General features: G+C 48.9%; 15 protein-coding genes and 1 other annotated feature. Of the genes, 7 read left to right on the top strand and 8 right to left on the bottom strand.

Annotated features, from left to right (window positions below; genetic code table 11):
- Nucleotides 1-49: 49 nt before the first annotated feature.
- Complete coding sequence (locus tag ASF99_RS04375; RefSeq protein WP_055967162.1) at nucleotides 50-1,297, top strand: lysine N(6)-hydroxylase/L-ornithine N(5)-oxygenase family protein; 1,248 nt, start codon at nucleotides 50-52, stop codon at nucleotides 1,295-1,297.
- Between the two features lie 57 nt (nucleotides 1,298-1,354).
- On the opposite strand, the gene ASF99_RS04370 is transcribed toward ASF99_RS04375, so the two are convergent.
- Both ASF99_RS04370 and ASF99_RS04365 read right to left on the bottom strand, forming a co-directional pair.
- Complete coding sequence (locus ASF99_RS04370; protein ID WP_055967159.1) at nucleotides 1,355-2,215, bottom strand: DUF4003 family protein; 861 nt, start codon at nucleotides 2,213-2,215, stop codon at nucleotides 1,355-1,357.
- 123 nt (nucleotides 2,216-2,338) lie between these two features.
- Entirely contained in the window at nucleotides 2,339-4,051 is a 1,713-nt protein-coding gene (locus ASF99_RS04365; protein ID WP_023467742.1) for an ABC transporter ATP-binding protein, read from the bottom strand.
- A gap of 196 nt (nucleotides 4,052-4,247) precedes the next feature.
- On the opposite strand from ASF99_RS04365, the gene ASF99_RS04360 reads away from it, so the two are divergent.
- Entirely contained in the window at nucleotides 4,248-5,678 is a 1,431-nt protein-coding gene (locus ASF99_RS04360) for a C40 family peptidase (protein ID WP_055967156.1), read from the top strand.
- Nucleotides 5,679-5,765: 87 nt separating this feature from the next.
- Nucleotides 5,766-5,945: a hypothetical protein gene (locus ASF99_RS04355; RefSeq protein ID WP_023467740.1), complete on the top strand. Its 180-nt coding sequence runs from the start codon at nucleotides 5,766-5,768 to the stop codon at nucleotides 5,943-5,945.
- Nucleotides 5,946-5,974: 29 nt separating this feature from the next.
- Here the strand turns inward: ASF99_RS04355 and ASF99_RS04350 are convergent, their stop codons facing one another.
- Nucleotides 5,975-7,165 carry a helix-turn-helix domain-containing protein gene (locus tag ASF99_RS04350; RefSeq protein WP_055967153.1) on the bottom strand — a complete coding sequence of 397 codons (1,191 nt, stop codon included), beginning with the start codon at nucleotides 7,163-7,165 and terminating at the stop codon, nucleotides 5,975-5,977.
- A gap of 120 nt (nucleotides 7,166-7,285) precedes the next feature.
- On the opposite strand from ASF99_RS04350, the gene ASF99_RS04345 reads away from it, so the two are divergent.
- On the top strand, nucleotides 7,286-8,554 hold the full coding sequence (locus tag ASF99_RS04345; protein ID WP_055967150.1) for an MFS transporter: 1,269 nt from the start codon (nucleotides 7,286-7,288) through the stop codon (nucleotides 8,552-8,554).
- Nucleotides 8,555-8,573: 19 nt separating this feature from the next.
- Here the strand turns inward: ASF99_RS04345 and ASF99_RS04340 are convergent, their stop codons facing one another.
- Nucleotides 8,574-9,584: an LLM class flavin-dependent oxidoreductase gene (locus ASF99_RS04340; RefSeq protein WP_023467737.1), complete on the bottom strand. Its 1,011-nt coding sequence runs from the start codon at nucleotides 9,582-9,584 to the stop codon at nucleotides 8,574-8,576.
- A gap of 163 nt (nucleotides 9,585-9,747) precedes the next feature.
- Between ASF99_RS04340 and ASF99_RS04335 the strand changes: the two genes are divergently transcribed.
- From ASF99_RS04335 to ASF99_RS04325, 3 genes are all read left to right on the top strand, one after another.
- Nucleotides 9,748-10,233: a pyridoxamine 5'-phosphate oxidase family protein gene (locus tag ASF99_RS04335; RefSeq protein WP_023467736.1), complete on the top strand. Its 486-nt coding sequence runs from the start codon at nucleotides 9,748-9,750 to the stop codon at nucleotides 10,231-10,233.
- Nucleotides 10,234-10,350: 117 nt separating this feature from the next.
- Nucleotides 10,351-11,319, top strand: a complete 969-nt coding sequence (locus ASF99_RS04330; RefSeq protein WP_035398151.1) for a cation diffusion facilitator family transporter — start codon at nucleotides 10,351-10,353, stop codon at nucleotides 11,317-11,319.
- Entirely contained in the window at nucleotides 11,316-11,612 is a 297-nt protein-coding gene (locus tag ASF99_RS04325) for an MGMT family protein (RefSeq protein WP_023467734.1), read from the top strand. Before ASF99_RS04330 ends, ASF99_RS04325 begins: the two co-directional genes overlap by 4 nt.
- A 63-nt stretch (nucleotides 11,613-11,675) precedes the next feature.
- On the opposite strand, the gene ASF99_RS04320 is transcribed toward ASF99_RS04325, so the two are convergent.
- The 4 genes from ASF99_RS04320 to ASF99_RS04305 form a co-directional block, all read right to left on the bottom strand.
- On the bottom strand, nucleotides 11,676-12,197 hold the full coding sequence (locus ASF99_RS04320; protein WP_035398156.1) for a hypothetical protein: 522 nt from the start codon (nucleotides 12,195-12,197) through the stop codon (nucleotides 11,676-11,678).
- A 61-nt stretch (nucleotides 12,198-12,258) separates the two neighbouring features.
- The gene (locus tag ASF99_RS04315; RefSeq protein WP_055967147.1) at nucleotides 12,259-13,908 is read right to left on the bottom strand and encodes an aromatic amino acid hydroxylase; all 1,650 of its coding nucleotides are present in this window, start codon (nucleotides 13,906-13,908) and stop codon (nucleotides 12,259-12,261) included.
- A 60-nt stretch (nucleotides 13,909-13,968) separates the two neighbouring features.
- Nucleotides 13,969-14,173 (bottom strand) — a binding site (T-box leader).
- Nucleotides 14,174-14,243: 70 nt separating this feature from the next.
- Nucleotides 14,244-15,389: an FUSC family protein gene (locus ASF99_RS04310; RefSeq protein ID WP_023467731.1), complete on the bottom strand. Its 1,146-nt coding sequence runs from the start codon at nucleotides 15,387-15,389 to the stop codon at nucleotides 14,244-14,246.
- Nucleotides 15,390-15,494: 105 nt separating this feature from the next.
- Nucleotides 15,495-17,429 carry a PTS fructose transporter subunit IIABC gene (locus ASF99_RS04305; RefSeq protein ID WP_023467730.1) on the bottom strand — a complete coding sequence of 645 codons (1,935 nt, stop codon included), beginning with the start codon at nucleotides 17,427-17,429 and terminating at the stop codon, nucleotides 15,495-15,497.
- Nucleotides 17,430-17,439 lie beyond the last annotated feature (10 nt).

Below are 17,439 nucleotides of genomic sequence, written 5' to 3'. Positions count from 1 at the left end.
CCTTTTCGGGTATTGTTTTAGAACAATATCGAATTGGGAGGCTTTTTCTATGTATGACTTAATCGGCATTGGCATTGGTCCGATGAATTTAGGATTGAGCGCACTTGCGCATCCGACAGATTTAAAGACGTTATTTTTTGACGAAAGCGAACAATTTTCATGGCATCCCGGCATGATGATCCAGGACTCGATGATGCAGACGAGCTTCATCTCCGATCTCGTCACACTCGCCGATCCGACAAGTTCGTTTTCCTATCTCAATTACTTACGATCGATTCACCGTCTCCACACGTTTTACTTCTATGAAAAACTTCTGATTTCAAGACAAGGTTACAACGATTACTTACGTTGGGTCGCAACACAACTTGAAGATCTCCGCTTTTCGACACGTGTCATCGACGTGCAAGACACCGGTGATAGTTTTGAAGTCCTCGTCGAAGATGTCTCGACCGGTAAACGCGAAACGTTCGAAGCACGAAACGTCGTCATCGGCACTGGTTCAAAACCCGCCATCCCGGATACGTTTGACGAACGCGTCATCCACAATACGCAATATGTCATGAACAAGGCAAATTTACTTCAGCGCAACAAAATCAGCATCGTCGGCTCCGGTCAAAGTGCCGCCGAGATTTTCCTTGATCTCTTGACGACGCCTGCTTCAGAGCGTCCTGAACTCGAGTGGATTGCGCGTTCGACACTGTTTGAGACACTTGAGACCGGCAAACTCGGAGAAGAAATTTTTTCACCGAGCTACGTCACGTACTTCAACCAACTTCCACTCGAAGTACGACAAGAGTCGGTCAAGAAGTTTGCCCGCTCTCAGAACGGTATCAGTCCGGAGACCCTGCAATCGATCTACGCCCATCTCTATGATTTGACGGAAGAGGAACAACGACAGGTCGCGATCCGCGCGAATCTTGAAGTAAAAGAGATTACGTACGATGAGCGGTTCACGATTGCGATGCAACATCAAGAACTTGAGGATGAACGTATGTCCGTAACAGATGCCGTCATTGCGGCAACTGGTTTTTCGCCATCCCTTCCGAGCTTCATCGACCGACTTGATATCGTATTCGAAGCACCGAATGCCTGGAAAGTCGATGCCAACTACCAAATCGTGCGTTCGGTCGAGACAGCCCACCATCTATACGCAACCGCTAATTTAGAATTATCACACGGTCCGGCTGCGGATAATCTTGGTATGTCCGTCTCGCGGAACCAGTTGATCTTGAACGCTGTCGCCGGTACGGAACTGTATCCGGTCGAACGACATGCGACGTTTACGACGTTCGATTAAGTCACTAAACCAAACGAACGAGGAATGGCGCGCGCCACTCCTCGTTCGTTTTTCGTTTTACGGTTTTTTCGTCAACTCTAGTGCAGCCAGCAATAACAACGTGGCTTGAACTCGTGTCACACCTGTTTTAGCGAGCAACAAATGAAAGGCAATCAACCAGTTGACCTCGTCTGAAAATCGATTCCGTGCCCGCTCCCGGTCGACGATCCGGGTCACATAAATCCAGTCGACACGTTCCATTGTAGGGAGTAACGCAAGAATTGGCATTAAACGATCCCAGATGATGATCTCTCTCCGCTCTAACAGTTCCCGCCACGCAATGATTCGTTCCTGTTGCGCTGAAGGATCTGGATGCGCCGCTAAGATTTGCGCCGTAATGACACGTTCACTCGTTCGTTCCATGAATTGCGCGAGCCACTCTTCCGATGTATTGACCCGCTCTAGAAATTCTTCTGGTAATGGCTGCTGTTCAAGCAAGGTCGATGTCACGACGTACTGCTTTGCTACATTTAGATGAGGTCGTGTCGCGTGCAGCCGTTCCATATAGGGAAAGGCATCGATTCCTTGACGCCGATTCAATACTTCGTTGAGAGCAAAAAATGGACGAACCCCTTTATCACGAATCAGGCGATGTTTAATCTTCTTTTCCGCAACGATGATCTCTTCGATGAGAACATCGGGATCCGTGCTATTCAATTGAACATGGGCGACAAGTAACGGCGTATAACGGCTCCGAAGCGCTGAAAAACGCGATGTCTTGTGTTTGATCGTCCGCATTAGTCTTTCATATACAGTTTGTTCAAAGACAGTATCATGAATCGTGTAAGACAGTGCAAAAAAACGATGGAAATCATGTGACGTCTCTTCCCGCAAGACGGGATAACTCTCATCATAGTTCTCACAGAATTGACCGTACATCCTTCCACCTCGCCTTCTTTTCTATAAATCGTTTTCCCTAAAATTAGCATACACAATCTTATTTTTGAACGAACAAAAAAAGCAACGGAACATGTCCATTGCTTTCCAATCTTTCAAATCGATTCAAACTCGTTGTCTCTCTAACAACCGGGAGAAATAACCACCTTGATTCATCAGTTCGTCATGCGAGCCTTCTTCGACGATGCCGTCCTTCGTAACGACGAAAATCTTATCCGCATTCCGGATCGTCGCTAAACGATGGGCAATGACGAGCGTCGTCCGGTTCTCGGACAACTCGGCGAGCGATTCTTGGATCAGTGCTTCCGTTTCCGTGTCGAGCGCAGACGTCGCTTCATCGAGAATCAAAATCGGCGGGTTCTTAAGGAACATCCGTGCAATGGCAAGTCGTTGCTTTTGCCCACCCGATAACTTGAGTCCCCGTTCGCCGATTTGTGTCGCATACCCATCCGGAAGATCCGCGATCATCGGACCGAGATGGGCACGTTCCGCCGCTTGCACGATGTCTTCGTGCGTCGCATTCAGGTCACCGTAGGCGATGTTTTCAGCGATCGTCCCTGAGAACAAGAAGACATCCTGCTGGACGATCCCGATTTGTTGTCGCAGAGACTCCTTCGTCATCTGCCGGATATCGATTCCGTCAATCGTGATTGCGCCATCTAGAACATCGTAAAAACGTGGAATCAACGAACAGATCGTCGTCTTCCCTGCCCCTGATGTTCCGACGAACGCGACTGTCTGACCCGGTTCGACCGTCAGATTGATATTCTCTAGAATGAGACGATCGGCTTCATAACCGAACGCCACATCCTTGAATGTGATGCCACCGTTCAACCGATCAACGACGAGTGCGTCTGGCGCATCCGGAATCGATGCATCCTCATCAATCATCGAGAGGAAGCGTTTGAAGCCAGCCATCCCTTTTGGATACATCTCAAGTAATGCGGTGATTTTGTCGATTGGCTTCAGCAGGATGTTCATATAAAGAATGAATCCGACGAGTTCCCCTGCCGTTAAAGCTTCGCGATACGTCAAGTAGGCACCGACGACTAAAACGGCAAGCGTCATCAAACGGGTCGTCAAGTAGATGCCGGATAGACTCTTACTCATGACCTTGTAGGCATTGATCTTCGACTGCCGGAACGTCGCGTTGTCTTTTTCAAAACGCTCGATTTCGTAAGCTTCGTTCGTGAATGACTGGACGACACGGACACCAGAGACACTGTCCTCGACGCGCGAATTGACTTCAGCGATATTACCATACATCCGGTCCCACGATTTATTCATCCGGACGTTCGCATAACTGATCAGCCAGATCAGGAATGGTACGGCGATGATCGTCACGAGCGCGAGTGGTACGTTGATTGTTAACATGATCGAGAACGCACCAAGCAATGTCATGACGGCAATGAAGGCATCTTCCGGACCGTGATGGGCAAGTTCCCCGATATCAAACAAATCATTCGTGATCCGACTCATGATATGACCCGTCTTCGTATTATCGAAGAAGCGGAACGACTGTTTCTGCACATGGCTGAACAGTTGACGACGCATATCGGTCTCGATATTGATCCCGAGCTTATGTCCAAAATAGTTGACGACGAACTGCATCAACGTGCTGATGATGTAGAGTGCTAATAGTCCGACGCTGACGAGGATGATCCAGTTCATCTCACCGTTTGGCAACAAGGAGTCGATGAACCACTGGACAGCGAGTGGAAAAGCAAGTTCTAAAACCCCGACGAATAAGGCAGATATAAAATCAAGCCAAAATAAACGTTTATGCGGGATATAATATTGATAAAAACGGCGTAACATGTGTAGCCTCCTTCCGAGTACTTCTAGTGTACTCGAACTTTTTTGAAAATACTGTATCGAGCTATTCATTTTTTATTAAAACAACCGCTTAGTTTTTTAGAACAAAAATATATTTTAAAATCAGGGGAATTAGCACTTTTTATGACAAAATGGTAACAACGATTTTTACCTATCTATTTGGAAGGAGCTACGTCACGTGAAGAAGACATTTCTCGCTCTTACGACGATCGCCTTGATCAGTTCAACCGGACCGGTCTCTGCTGCGTCAACGACCTTAACATTGACGGATAACGTCAACATTCGCTCGGCTGCCTCGACTTCCGCGAAGGTCATCACGACACTGAAAAAAGGAACGAAGCTGACAGCAGTCAAGAAGGTCAACAGCTGGTACGAAATCCGTTACCAGTCAAAACCAGCCTTCATCACTTCAGCATACGTCAAGGCGACGACAGTAAAGACTACGACAACGACGACCTACATAACGAACACCGATGCTGTCAACGTCCGCCAACAAGCAACGACGAGTTCGAAATCACTCGGAAAACTGGCAAAAAATAGCGTTCTGACTGTTACGAAAAAATCCGGTGATTGGTATCAAATCACGTATAAGAAGCAAGTAGCTTTTATCCATGCATCATTAGTTGATAAAAAGACAGTGAAAGTAACGTCTACGTCAAAACCTGCTACGACGACACCCGTCAAGAACGTCATTAAAGCGGTCGATCGCTCGAAGATCTACACGGTTAATGCGAAGGAAGGCTTGAACGCACGGACTGCTGCAGCAACGAACGCAAAAATTTACAAGACATTACCCCATCAGACAGTACTCGATGTCACAGGTGCCGTTGATTCGTGGTACCAAGTCAAGCTCGACGGAAAAGAAGCGTATGTTGCTTCAACTTATGTCAAAGCTTCAACAAAAGCTTCGCCACCAACAACACCAACGACTCCCGGAGTCTCTGTGACGCCGGTTGATGCTTCGAAGACGTATCGCGTCAATGCCCCAACCGGGCTGAACGTCCGCACATTGCCTTCGACGTCTTCTAAAGTCTTCACGCAAGTCGGACACGGCTCAACGGTCAATGTCACAGGTGAAACGACAGGAAAAGATAGCGGCTGGTACCAGATCAAGATTGGAACGGGTCTCTACTATGTTGCGAAGAGTTACATCACGACGGGATCCGTCACAACGACGCCTCCGGTCACGCCACCACCTCCTGTGACGACCGTACCTGGTTCGACATTGATGGAACGTGCGATCTCGATTGGGCAACAATATCTTGGTACACCATACGTCTGGGGATCAAGTAGCCCCGTCAATGGTGGATTCGATTGCTCTGGTTTTGTGAATTACACGTTGAATGCCGCTGGCTATGCTGTCGGACGGACGAACGTCAACGGTTACTGGAACGATGATCGGTATCTCGGAGCGAAGTTATCAAAATTACGTCAACCGAAGCGTGGCGATATCATCTTCTTCGAAAACACCTATGCCGCTGGTCCGACACATATTGGCATCATGCTGAACAATGATCAGTTCATTCATGCAAATGAACCTGCTTTAGGTATCAGCCGTGTATCGGAACGTTACTGGACGCAAAAACTATTAGGCTTTAAATCACTTTAAACTTTCCTCATCCATCCCTCGGGGTGGATGTTTTTTGTCTTACCACTTCACTTTGGGATATACTGGATATGGAAAGGATGTGTCTGCATGTCTTACAAAACACTGTATGTTCGGCTTCTCTTTCTTGCCTTATTGATTTTTGGTGGCTCGATGCTCTTGCATTATATCCAGACGGGAGACGTCTATATCGGTCACTTGATCGTTTCCGTCGCCGCTTGCGTCTTATTGATTTTCAGAAGAACGACATCCTTACACGAACAGGCATGAAGCGCACTCGCCTCATGCCTGTTTTTTTGTCATTGAACCTTAACCAATGCTTGTATCTCTCGCTCAAGATCGCCTTTGAGTCGTTCGCTTTGAAGATCATCCTTCAATCGAATGACATCCTCCAGCCGTTCCTGACCAATCCCTCGTTGCATCGCTAGTACGAGCGTCTGTAGCATCATCGCTTGGTCGAATCCACTCGCGGCAAGCCACGCATCTTGCATCTCCCATATCTTATCGACGCTCTGCTGCAGCGTCTGATTCGGTAATTCGATGCCGTTCAAAAGGAGATGGACTTCGAGTTGTCCGATGTAATGCTTCGCGTCGTCAATCGCCACAGTGACGAGTTTTTCCCACGCCATCTGCATGCCGTCTGTATCGTTTTCAAAAATCGCGATGAGTCCTTTCGTTAAATCGACTTCGATTCGTCCGACAGCAGTCGTTTCACTAAATGCAAAAAACTGCTCCAGTCGATCAAACTCTTGCCGTGATTGTTCGATTTCCCCTTCTAGATATAAAAACAATCCGAGGAAACGTTGAAACGAAATGACATGATAATAGACATCTTGCTCCCGCATATACTGAACCCCTTCACGCAATAAGGCGATCGCTTCTGTGTAGTGATCATCGAACAAACTTGCTCGGAGCGCACGCAGGATTTGAAGCTTTAAATAGGTTTTCGGTGCAAGTGGAATCTCACGTGGTATATCCATTGCTTCGATCAGCTCATACGCTTCCTTCGTCCGTTTGAGATTGAATAAAAAGTAAACTTTTGCGATTTGGGCAAGTAATTGTTCATCTTGACGACCAAGCTGTTGAAAAACTCGCTCTGCCTTCTCGAAATATGTCAAACCAAGCTCAGGGTCAGACGTTCGGAGGGCATCCCCATATTCCTGAAAGACCTGTCCTTGCCAGTAAGAGTTTGTCTCTGGCACTAAATACGGATGCAGAATTTCTCGAACTTTTTCGTCCGAATGATATGAGGTATCTCGTGAACGGATTGTTTCAAGGAGTTCCCGCATCCGAACATCCCGCGGATCGAGCATCAATTCCTCGACCGTCACTTGTAATCGCCTAGCAATCGCCTGTAGTGCGGGCACTGACGGTGTCGCTTTCCCGTTCTCGACCATACTGAGCATCGACTTCGTGATGATGCCGGTCGCAACGTCCGTTTGCGTCATTTTTTTCTGTTTTCGGATCTGTTTGATACGTTCCCCTAACACACTTGTCACTCCTTTTATCATAAAAGTTAAATTTTATTGAACTTTATCTTTACATTTTTCTTCCACTCCTTTATTCTACACTAAAGTTCAATAAAATTTAACTCTGAAGGAGTGGACAGGATGTCATTTAATTTAAAGCGTGTCTTATTCGGAAAGTTTTGTTCATTGTTTGCGGCTAGTCTCTTTACGTTCGTCGCTGGACTGACCGTCTTACGGGAAACGTCGTCTGGTTTTCAGTTTGCGCTCGTCCTGCTTGCAGGATCAGTGCCACGAATTTTACTCTCACCGGTTGCTGGTGTCCTCGCTGATCGCTGGAACCGGAAACGAATCATCGTCATGACCGAAAGCTTAAGTGCACTCGTCTTGTTTGGACTTTTGCTCTATTCGCTACAAGACCCTCTACATACCGTTCATTACATCGTTGTTAGTGTCCTCTTGACGAGCCTGTCGACGTTCCTATCCGTCACCTTATCAAGCTCGTTACCGCGACTCGTAGAAGAAGATGAGTTACAACGCGGAAACGCGCTTTTCTCGACGATTCAATCGACCTCAACGATCACCGCTCCACTCGTTGCGGGATTGCTTATCGCCACTGTCTCCATCACGCAATTCTTGATCTTACCGTTCCTCTTGTTTGCTTCTGCTGCCTGGTGGAATAGCCGCCTCCGCTTTCTTGCAGTGGATACCTCTCCTCTGGCTACTACCGATACTCCGTCTTTCGTCTCGGAGTTTAAAGAGGGCTACCGTTATCTGTTCCGTCAACCGGTCTTGACGACACTCGTCCTGATGGCGATTGTCCTGAACTTCTTTTTTGTCGCTTTCGAAATCTTGTTACCAATCATTTTGCTCGATCGACTGCAATTCACACCATTTCGGTTTGGACTGGTCGAGTCCGCACTCGGTGCCGGTCTTCTTGTCGCTTCGTTGCTTCTTGCCTTACCTCGCTTTACGGTGAAACGTCCGTTACGCACGATATTCGAGTCGCTCTTTTTAATCGCCTCTTGTTATGCGCTTCCTGCACTTGCCCTACTCGGCTATGTTCCATCTGCTCTACTATTACCTTTTTTCATGATTCTATTGTTCATCGACGGCATGCTCGTCTTACGGATGAACATTCCACTGCAGCTCATCGTTCAAAAACAGACCGATCCGGCTTACCTCGGACGTGTCATCGGTGTGCTGGAATCCATTGCAATGGCGATGATGCCGATCGGTACCCTATTGTTTGGTTTACTCAGTGATCATGTATCTATCATCGTGCTACTTGGAGTCGGTACAGTCGGCTTATTCGGTGCAGCATCATTCGGATTCCTCCGACTTCGTAATGACATCTTATCCGAGAGCATTCCCGTAGCAGACGCAAAAAACACGTCCTGCCTCACTTCGTGAGAAAGGACGTGCGTATCGGTCAGACCGTCGCTTTGACGGCATCCATGATTAATTTCAATGATTGTTGTTTTGCTTCCTTGTCAGCGATCATCGAAGCGATCATTACTTCGTCTGTGCCGTAGGAATCAGCGAGCTCTTGCAATTGTTTTGCAACGGATTCCGGGTTACCAACGATCATCCGCTTCCGGTTTTCAGCGATCCGGAATTGGTCTTGGAACGTATACGGATACGCCGCTGCCTCTTCTGGAGTTGGCGTTCCTGTCGACGAGACCCCTTTTTCAAGTAGGAGTAGTGACAGATCCAGGCTTGAAGCTAACCGTTCTGCTTCTTCCGTCGTTTCAGCACACGTCACGAAGATCGAGACGAGCGTTTGTGGTGTCTCATTGAACGACGTCGCCATGAAGTTATGACGGTAGTAGTCCATCACTTCTTGTCCACCTTGTCCATTGATGAAGTGGGCAAAGGCAAATCCGAATCCGCGTTGCGCAGCGTTCAAGGCACTACCCCCACTTGATCCAAGCAACCAACCTTCTGGTGTCGTATCGACTTCTGGTGTTGCGACGAGTCCCGCGAACCGGTGTCCGGCAGGTGCTCCGTCTTTCAAGTAATCGACGAGATCATCGAGTTGTTCGCCGTAATCGGCTCCACCAAAACGTGGCGACGATCCTTCTTGCAACGCACGTGTCGCAAGCGGCATACCGCCTGGTGCCCGACCGAGTCCAAGGTCGATCCGGTTCGGTGCAAGCCCTTCAAGGACACGGAAGTTCTCCGCGACTTTATAAGCACTGTAATGCGGCAGCATGACACCGCCTGAACCGAGGCGAATCTGTTTCGTCACTGCCGCCATGTAAGCGATCAAGACTTCCGGGCTTGAACCAGCCAATGTTTTAGCGAAGTGGTGTTCGGATACCCACAGGCGATGGTAGCCGAGTTCGTCCGCGATTTTCGCGAGCTCGACCGTTTCGTGTAAGGCATCAGATGGCGATTGTCCTTTAGAGACCGGGGATTGGTCTAAAATACTAAGTTTCATGTATGTCTCTCCTTTTTCTTTCGAATGCGTACCTACACTGTACGCCTCCTCGTTGTACGGTGCAACGAAACTGCTTCTTTCTATCATGGGGACGTTTTCATTTTGAAATTCAGGGAACAATGCCTAAGTGAGCATAAAAATCTAACGAATGAGGTGGAGTTACATGTCAACCCATACTACGAATCAAGAAGCAGTCGAAACGGTCAAGAAACTGATTGATAAAATCGAAACAGCGATGCTGACGACGATTTCAGCAGAAGGACTCGTATCGCGTCCGATGCAGACACAGGATATCGAATTTGATGGCGACCTCTGGTTCCTCACTTCAAAAGAAACAGACAAGTACCAAGAACTACTTAAGAATCCGAGCGTTAACGTCGCGTACGTCGACAAATCATACGTCTCGATTCGTGGGACAGCAGAACTCGTCGAAGACATCGAACGAAAAAAAGAGCTCTGGAGTCCACGCTACGAAGCATACCTTGGAACGACATACGAAGATCCGAAAGTCGTCTTGATCAAGGTCAACACGGAAGCTGCTGAATACTGGGAAACGGGAAACACGACGAAGTCCGTCAAACAAGTCTTGAAGAAAGTCGTCGGCAAAGACGATGAGAACGAAATCAATAAAACAGTCGACTTGTCTTGACGAGTTAAACCCGCGCAGCTTGCGTGGGTTTTTTCGTGTGAAGATAGTCGTTTTTCTCAAAATGATGTAACATAATAAAATGAACTAATATGTAACTTAACTAAAAGGAGTACAATCATGGGAGAATTTTTTACGTTATTACGCCGGGGAAACCGGTCGGCGCTGACGGCAGGCATCGTTAACTCCGTCATCGCCATCATCAAGGCAATTGCCTACGTCCTGACGGGAAATGTCGCAATGTTCGCGGAGATGATGCATACGCTCGGGGACGCTGCTAACCAATTTTTTGTCTTCATCGGTTCTGCCCTCAGTAAAAAGGCACCGACGAAACGTTTCCCGAACGGCTTCGGTCGTCTCGTCAATCTCGTCTTGCTCGGTGCCATCCTCTTCGTCGGTATCATGGCGTACGAGACGATTCATGAAGGGATCGCCCACATCATCGAACCGACAGAATCAACTGGCTTTTGGATTACGTTGTCTGTCTTGTTCGTCGGTGTCGTCTTAGAGAGTGGCGTATTTGTTAAAGCGATGCAAGAGATCGCGCACGATGCGAAGTTAGACTCGAAAGGACCACGCTTGATTCTTGACAGCTTCCGCTCACTCAAACAAGCAAAACCAGCCACACGCCTTGTGTTCCTAGAAGATTTGGTCGCAACGGCTGGTGGCGTCGTCGCGATGCTCGCCGTCATCATCTCGCATGTGACACCGTTCCATCAGGCAGAAGGAATTGCTTCGATCCTCATCGGACTGATGATGTTTTACGTCGTCGGGAATGTCTTCCTGCAAAACGCAGCTGGTGCACTGGGTGAAGCCGATGAGACGATGGCAGCACGTCTCGGCGGACTAATCATGAAGGACCCTGACGTCAAGGACATTAGTAAACTAGAAGTCATTAAGGAAGGCGATCATTTCCACGTCGAAGTCGAGATTGAAGTCGACCCGACGTTGACGATCGCACAAGCGGACGATATCAAGGACCGTCTCGAACTCCAGATTCGCCTGCAACAAGGCATCATCGATGTGACGATCGGCTTTGATGAAGACGATAAGATTCAACAGTATGTCGTTGCTACGGACGAAACATGACACCATTCACGCAAGATGTCCTGACTATCATTCGTTCGATCCCTGCTGGTCGGGTCATGACGTACGGGCAAGTCGCTCGACTCGCCGGCCATCCGCGTAGCGCCCGACAAGTAGCGCGGATTCTTCACAGTATGAGTAAGACGGAACGTCTACCGTGGCACCGCGTGCTCGCTGCTGGCGGAAAACTATCGCTTGAAGGCGATGAACAGCGACTGGCACTTGAAGCAGAAGGGGTCGAGTTCCTGACCGCCCGTCAACTCGATTTATCGCGTTATCAAGTCAAAAGTGAATAGATACAACAAGAGAGGGATGACCGGTTCGCAGACCAGTCATCCCTCTCTTTTTATCGTCATGAATCACGCTTTCGACGTACTCGAAGCTACAGCGATTTGCCGACGCACTTCTGCTTCTAATTGTGGTTCCGGTGGTTGCCAGCCTTCCGGTTTCATGACCTTTTGGTCCGATTCCCGGAAGATTGGTTTTCCGTCCGGTCCAAGCTTCGCCATGTTCGCACGCTGAACGATCTCGAACAATGGAGCCGGATCAAGCCCGATCTCAACGAAGCTTCCCATGATGAAGTAGAGGGCGTCCGTCAAGGCATCCCCTTGTCCGACGAGCCGTTCGACATCTGTTTCGGGTTGTTTCATCTGAAGCGATTTTTCGACCGCTGTATCAAGTCCTGACTTGAAACGTTCGATTGCTTCGAGAAATTCTGCTTCACTCGTCGCCGATTGATGCAGGAACTCAACGACCGCTTCTTCTGCCGTCCAGGTCGAGCGTTTGATTCCACGATTGACCGTCATAGGTGTTGGCGTCGTTGCGCCAGGGTGTGAAAACACACGGTGGAATTCCTTTACGTCTTGATAATAATTTGTCATAACCGATCATCCCCTTTTACCGAATGTCTCCATTCTAACAGGTTCAGAACCGGAGTTCGACTCATTGATGAACGACGTCGAGTAAGGCCATCCCACGCGTGATCAATTCATCTCGCTGCTCAGATGTCGCTTTTAAGCGCTCGAGATCTGCAATCAGACGTGGTTGATCGACTTCATCCGCTAACTCGAGTAATTCAAGACGGAGTAACCAAGCGTCCGGTAACTGGACGAGTGTCTGATCGATCAGTTGCGGTAACCGTTCTCGTCCGGCACGACCTTCGCGAATCTCGCGGACGACTTCGAAGATCGGATCAGCCGCTGTCAACGGACGTTCGATTCGTTCGAACTCGACCGTTTCCGGAATCGGCTTCAGTGCTTCAACTTCCGTTCCCGGGAATGCTGACGTGATGTCACCGACGATCAATTCCATCCGGTCCATCGTCATCGTTTTCCCGTCGTTCGAGAGCGTCGCTGCTTCTAAGACGACGAGCGCCCGATTTCCATTGACGTTTTGAATCGCTGTGATGTCCCCTGTGACGCGAACATTTCCTTCCGCCCAGTCGAGACGTTCACCGACTTTGACTTGCATCAATACTTCGTTCAATTCCTTGCCGTGAAGGAGTGTAAAGCCTTCCGGATGATCTGCAAGTCCTTGACCTGTCAACACTTCGCCGTTCGCAGCAAGCGCTGTCGGACCTGTTAGTTTGACGAGATGAAGCGAATCGTGAATCTCTTGCGTTTCAGGAACACCGACGAGCGAGAGACCACTGTCGAAGACGAGCGTTGACAGGTTACCCGATTCGACCGCTTTTGTTAGTCCGTGGATGCCACCGCGGATGTAGGACATCGACTGTGCGAATTCTTCAAGTGCATCACGGAGTTGTTCGAACGATTCACAAACGAAGAGTTCTTTTTGCATGCTCGTCACGTCATGTTTCGTTGCAAGTGCTTTTTCAAGTGAGAATGGATGTTTGACGACCGCGTCCGTTAAGCAGTGGCGACTTTCACCGACGGATGATAAAAGACCTGCCCCGTAGATTTGTGGGTTGTCGATATTACCAATCAGACCGAATTCAACCGTCCACCAGAACAGACGTGAGATTTCGTTCGCTTCCGAAATTCCTTTGACGTGTGTCCGTGTCTCCGCGAGTTCGACTTCAGCTTGCTCGATGTCGGCTGGCGTCGAGAACGGGCTCTCTTTGACAATCGTCAATTTCTTTAGTGCCTTGAACACGTCATGCTCGGCTTTATGATTAAAGGCATGTGCCCCGATCTCACCGAAGCGTCGAACGAATTCCGCGTAGACCGGATTCATCAAGATTGGCGCGTGCCCCGCTGCTTCATGCAAAATATCTGGCGCCGGTGTGTAGAGAATGTTATCGACCTTCCGAATGTCGGTCGCGATCGGCAAGAGTCCGTGCCCTTGGAAATCGAAGAAGGCGACGCCAGGAATGAGACCATCAACAGCGACTGTTCCCCAGCCTCCACGGCTTAGGTTCGCTGTCATTTCACGCACGTCCGGAATCCGTTCCGGGCTGATGCCCGATGCAGCAAGCCCTTCGAGGTATGCCGGATGTGCTGTATCTTGTAACGTATTTAAATTCAGTCGCATGACGTATCTCCAAACGGCATGATCCGTTGGCGTGTAGTCTTCGTAGTGCTGTGGTGCGACGTGTGGACGTAAATGACTTGGAATGATTGGTGTAGACATATGAGTTCCCCCTTGAATGAATGTGAGATAACAAAAAAGCCCCTGCCGAACATATTGTTCGACAGGGGCGACGAAAGCCGCGGTACCACCCTGATTACCCAGTCATCGACTGAGTCACTTATGATTGGGATAACGGTGTGCTCCGCTCGCTTACGCAAGAAGCTCAGAAACTGTAATTCAACACCATCTGTGTACACGTTCGCAGCGCCACGTGCTCTCTGAAACAGGGAAATGGTCTTTACTTCGGTTTCATCATCGCTTAATCTTTCGTTCTGTTATGCTGTTATACTGTTATGCTTTTAGCAAGTAAAGTATCGTTAAGGAGGACTATACGCTTACTTTTTACTTTCGTCAATGGCTTTTTTACGTTTAAATCGATTAAATGTTTTATCACGGACTGATTTTTGTTCGATCGTCAGTGATGTGATATGACGACGAAGCGCACCATTGAGCCGTTTTTCGAATGCTTCAAGCTCTTGGATCCACTCATTCATCGAAACGACGATCGGTAAGATTTCCATGATGACTTCTTCCTCGAGTTCATCGCGGTCAAGGAAAGAGTGCTTAACGAAGGCGATGTTCTCTTTGACGAGATCCTCCATTGCGAGTGGTTCTTCCGTCAACAAGAGATCATATGTCAGCAAGACCTTCTCTTGTCGCTGGGCGATATGCATCAAGTGATAAAACAATTCACTCCGAAGATCGTCCGCAATCGAGTCAAGGGCCTTCTCTCGCTCTCTGAAGCGCTCTGCCGTCGCGACACCACGTTCGAGGCACGATTGCATATGTTTGAGAATCAAGAGGTTCCGTAAGAGAGAGGCGTGCTTCTGACGCGTTCCTCGAATCTCTTCCTTGTGTAGGTTGAACAAGTTTTGTGTCTCAAGGAGCGAATTTGACATTTTATCGATTGCCGCCCGGTATGGGGCGACCTTGCCTTCGAAGGCAATCGCTCGCGTGACGACGAGCAGCTTTTCGAAGAGTTTCGTCGCTTTTTGATAGTAGACATTGCCATAGCGCGGCGGGAAGATCAGCGCATTGATGCCAAGCGCACAGCCGATCCCGAGCATGACGAGCAAGTAACGGATCAGGACGACTTGCCAAAGTGGCTCGGTCGCTGTCGCCACACTTTCGAGAATGACGATGATCATCAAAACGACGTGTGGAATCGTCCGCCCGAAACCAAAGGCTAGCAAAATCGAGATTGCTGCCATGATGACGATTCCGATCGCGAGCGGATTGGCTGGATTATCCCCTAAAATCCAAAGTGCGAGTAACGTCAAAAAGGCACCAATCAAGTTGGCCTCTGCTTCCTCGAGAAATTGTTTCCATGTCTGATAGACCGAAGGCAGGAGTGTCGTCGCTGCCGAGATTGCAGGCAGGATCGGGCTGAGGTTGAACAGATTACTGATCAACAGCGCCAAGATGACCGCAAGACCTGTCTTGATGGTCCGTGGTCCGATTTGTAAGGATTGTCCACCCATGTCCATCCCTCCTTCTTATTCAGTATGCCCTCTATTCTTCACCGTTAGCCGTCAAAATTCAACAAAAAATCCCCTCCGCTTGAAAACGGAGAGGATTTAGGTGAATTATGATGCTTTCGTACCTGTTCCTTCTGTCATTTCCGCTTTCGCGACCGATTGGTCAACAAGTGGTTTTTTGAGGAAGGATAGGATTGCCGCACCGACGAGTGAACCGATGAGGATCGCACCCGCGTAACCGACGATTGCCATGACCGTACCTGATGGACCATCAAGTAACGGGAAGACGAAGATACCGCCATGTGGTGCTGGGAGCAAGACGCCGAAGACAATCGTCAATGCACCAGCGATAGCTGAACCGATGACGCTTGACGGAATGACGCGGAGTGGATCGGCTGCTGCAAATGGAATCGCACCTTCTGTGACGAACGATGCACCCATTGCGTAAGCAGCGATACCTGCTTCACGTTCTTGCGGTGTGAATTTCTTACGTGCGAACAATGTTGATGAGAAAGCCACGATGAGTGGTGGAACCATCCCACCTGCCATGACGGCTGCCATGACTTCCGTGTTACCTGCTGTAAGAGCAGCTGTACCGAAAACATATGCTGTTTTGTTGATTGGACCACCCATGTCGATTGCCATCATACCTGCGACGAGCATACCGAGGAGGATTGCGTTCCCACCGCTGAGCCCGTTCAACGAATCCGTGAGCCATGTCATGAACTTCGCGATCGGCTCATTGATGACGAGCAACATGATCATCCCTGTGATGAATGAACCAAACAATGGATAGAGTAAGACTGGTTTGATTCCTTCAAGTGCTGCTGGGAGACCTTTGAGGACTTTAACGAGCAAGAGCACGACGTAACCAGCAAGGAAACCGGCAATCAATCCGCCAAGGAAACCAGCATTACCGTTACTTGCAAGGAAACCAGCAATCAGACCAGGAGCAAGACCTGGTTTATCAGCGATCGACATCGCGATAAATCCAGCGAGGATCGGAATCAAGAGACCGAATGCAGCTTTCCCGATCGACATTAACTGAGCAGCGAACTCGTTGTATGACGGATCATCCGGGTTCGCAGAGTTGATTCCCCAGAAGAAGCTGATCGCAATCAAGAGACCACCAGCGACGACGAGTGGCAACATTGCGGATACCCCACTCATTAAGTGTTTGTAGAATCCACCACGCGCTGGTTTTGAACTTTCGCTTGAACCGCTCGCTTTGTAGACAGGTGCGTCTTGTTTGACGGCACGGTTAATTAATTCTTGTGGTTTACGAATTCCTTGTGCGACCGGTACTTCAACGACGTGTTTCCCGTTGAAACGATCCATCTCAACCGCTTTATCCGCAGCTACGATGATCGCTGTCGCATCGTTGATGTCTTGTTGTGTCAAACCGTTCTTGACGCCTGTCGATCCGTTCGTCTCGACTTTGATGCGGACACCCATCTCTTCTGCTTTTTGACGAAGGGCATCAGCTGCCATATACGTGTGTGCAATCCCTGTCGGACAAGCTGTGACAGCGAGGATATACGGTGCGTCTTGGTCGACGTTGTCGCTTGAGACGTCAACTGGACCTTCTTCTTCGCGTTCCTTCGCTTCGATTGCTGCGATCACTTCGTCTTTCGTTTTAGCCGCAAGAATCGTATCGCGGAAATTCATATCCATTAGATAAACGGATAGTTTTGAAAGTGTTTCAAGGTGCGCATTATCTGCGTTCTCACCTGCTGCGATCATGAAGAACAACCGACTTGGTTGACCATCGAGTGCTTCGTAATCAACACCTGCCGAACGACCGAAAGCGATCGCTGGTGTTTTGACTGCTGCCGTTTTTGCGTGCGGGATGGCAATGCCTTCCCCTAAACCTGTCGTACTTTGCGCTTCCCGTGCGAGAATCGCTTCTTTATATGCCGAGCGATCGTTCAGTTTTCCTGCCCGATCGAGGACGTTGACGAGTTCGTCGATGACAGCGGCTTTAGATGACGCTTGTAAATCGAGCTGAATCGTATCGCGTGTCAAGAGATCAGTAATTTTCATGAGTAGTCAC

The sequence above is a fragment of the Exiguobacterium sp. Leaf187 genome, from assembly GCF_001423925.1.
GTDB lineage: Bacteria > Bacillota > Bacilli > Exiguobacteriales > Exiguobacteriaceae > Exiguobacterium_A > Exiguobacterium_A indicum.
The sequence above is the reverse complement of the archived record's forward strand: the minus strand, read 5'-3'. Positions and strand labels throughout refer to the sequence as shown.

Excerpts from the sequence above, each read along its gene's own strand:
- ASF99_RS04375 (WP_055967162.1), top strand. The coding sequence starts at position 50 with ATGTATGACTTAATCGGCATTGGCATTGGTCCGATGAATTTAGGATTG.
- ASF99_RS04370 (WP_055967159.1), bottom strand. The coding sequence starts at position 2,215 with ATGTACGGTCAATTCTGTGAGAACTATGATGAGAGTTATCCCGTCTTG.
- ASF99_RS04365 (WP_023467742.1), bottom strand. The coding sequence starts at position 4,051 with ATGTTACGCCGTTTTTATCAATATTATATCCCGCATAAACGTTTATTT.
- ASF99_RS04355 (WP_023467740.1), top strand. The coding sequence starts at position 5,766 with ATGTCTTACAAAACACTGTATGTTCGGCTTCTCTTTCTTGCCTTATTG.
- ASF99_RS04345 (WP_055967150.1), top strand. The coding sequence starts at position 7,286 with ATGTCATTTAATTTAAAGCGTGTCTTATTCGGAAAGTTTTGTTCATTG.
- ASF99_RS04340 (WP_023467737.1), bottom strand. The coding sequence starts at position 9,584 with ATGAAACTTAGTATTTTAGACCAATCCCCGGTCTCTAAAGGACAATCG.
- ASF99_RS04335 (WP_023467736.1), top strand. The coding sequence starts at position 9,748 with ATGTCAACCCATACTACGAATCAAGAAGCAGTCGAAACGGTCAAGAAA.
- ASF99_RS04330 (WP_035398151.1), top strand. The coding sequence starts at position 10,351 with ATGGGAGAATTTTTTACGTTATTACGCCGGGGAAACCGGTCGGCGCTG.
- ASF99_RS04325 (WP_023467734.1), top strand. The coding sequence starts at position 11,316 with ATGACACCATTCACGCAAGATGTCCTGACTATCATTCGTTCGATCCCT.
- ASF99_RS04320 (WP_035398156.1), bottom strand. The coding sequence starts at position 12,197 with ATGACAAATTATTATCAAGACGTAAAGGAATTCCACCGTGTGTTTTCA.
- ASF99_RS04315 (WP_055967147.1), bottom strand. The coding sequence starts at position 13,908 with ATGTCTACACCAATCATTCCAAGTCATTTACGTCCACACGTCGCACCA.
- ASF99_RS04310 (WP_023467731.1), bottom strand. The coding sequence starts at position 15,389 with ATGGGTGGACAATCCTTACAAATCGGACCACGGACCATCAAGACAGGT.
- ASF99_RS04305 (WP_023467730.1), bottom strand. The coding sequence starts at position 17,429 with ATGAAAATTACTGATCTCTTGACACGCGATACGATTCAGCTCGATTTA.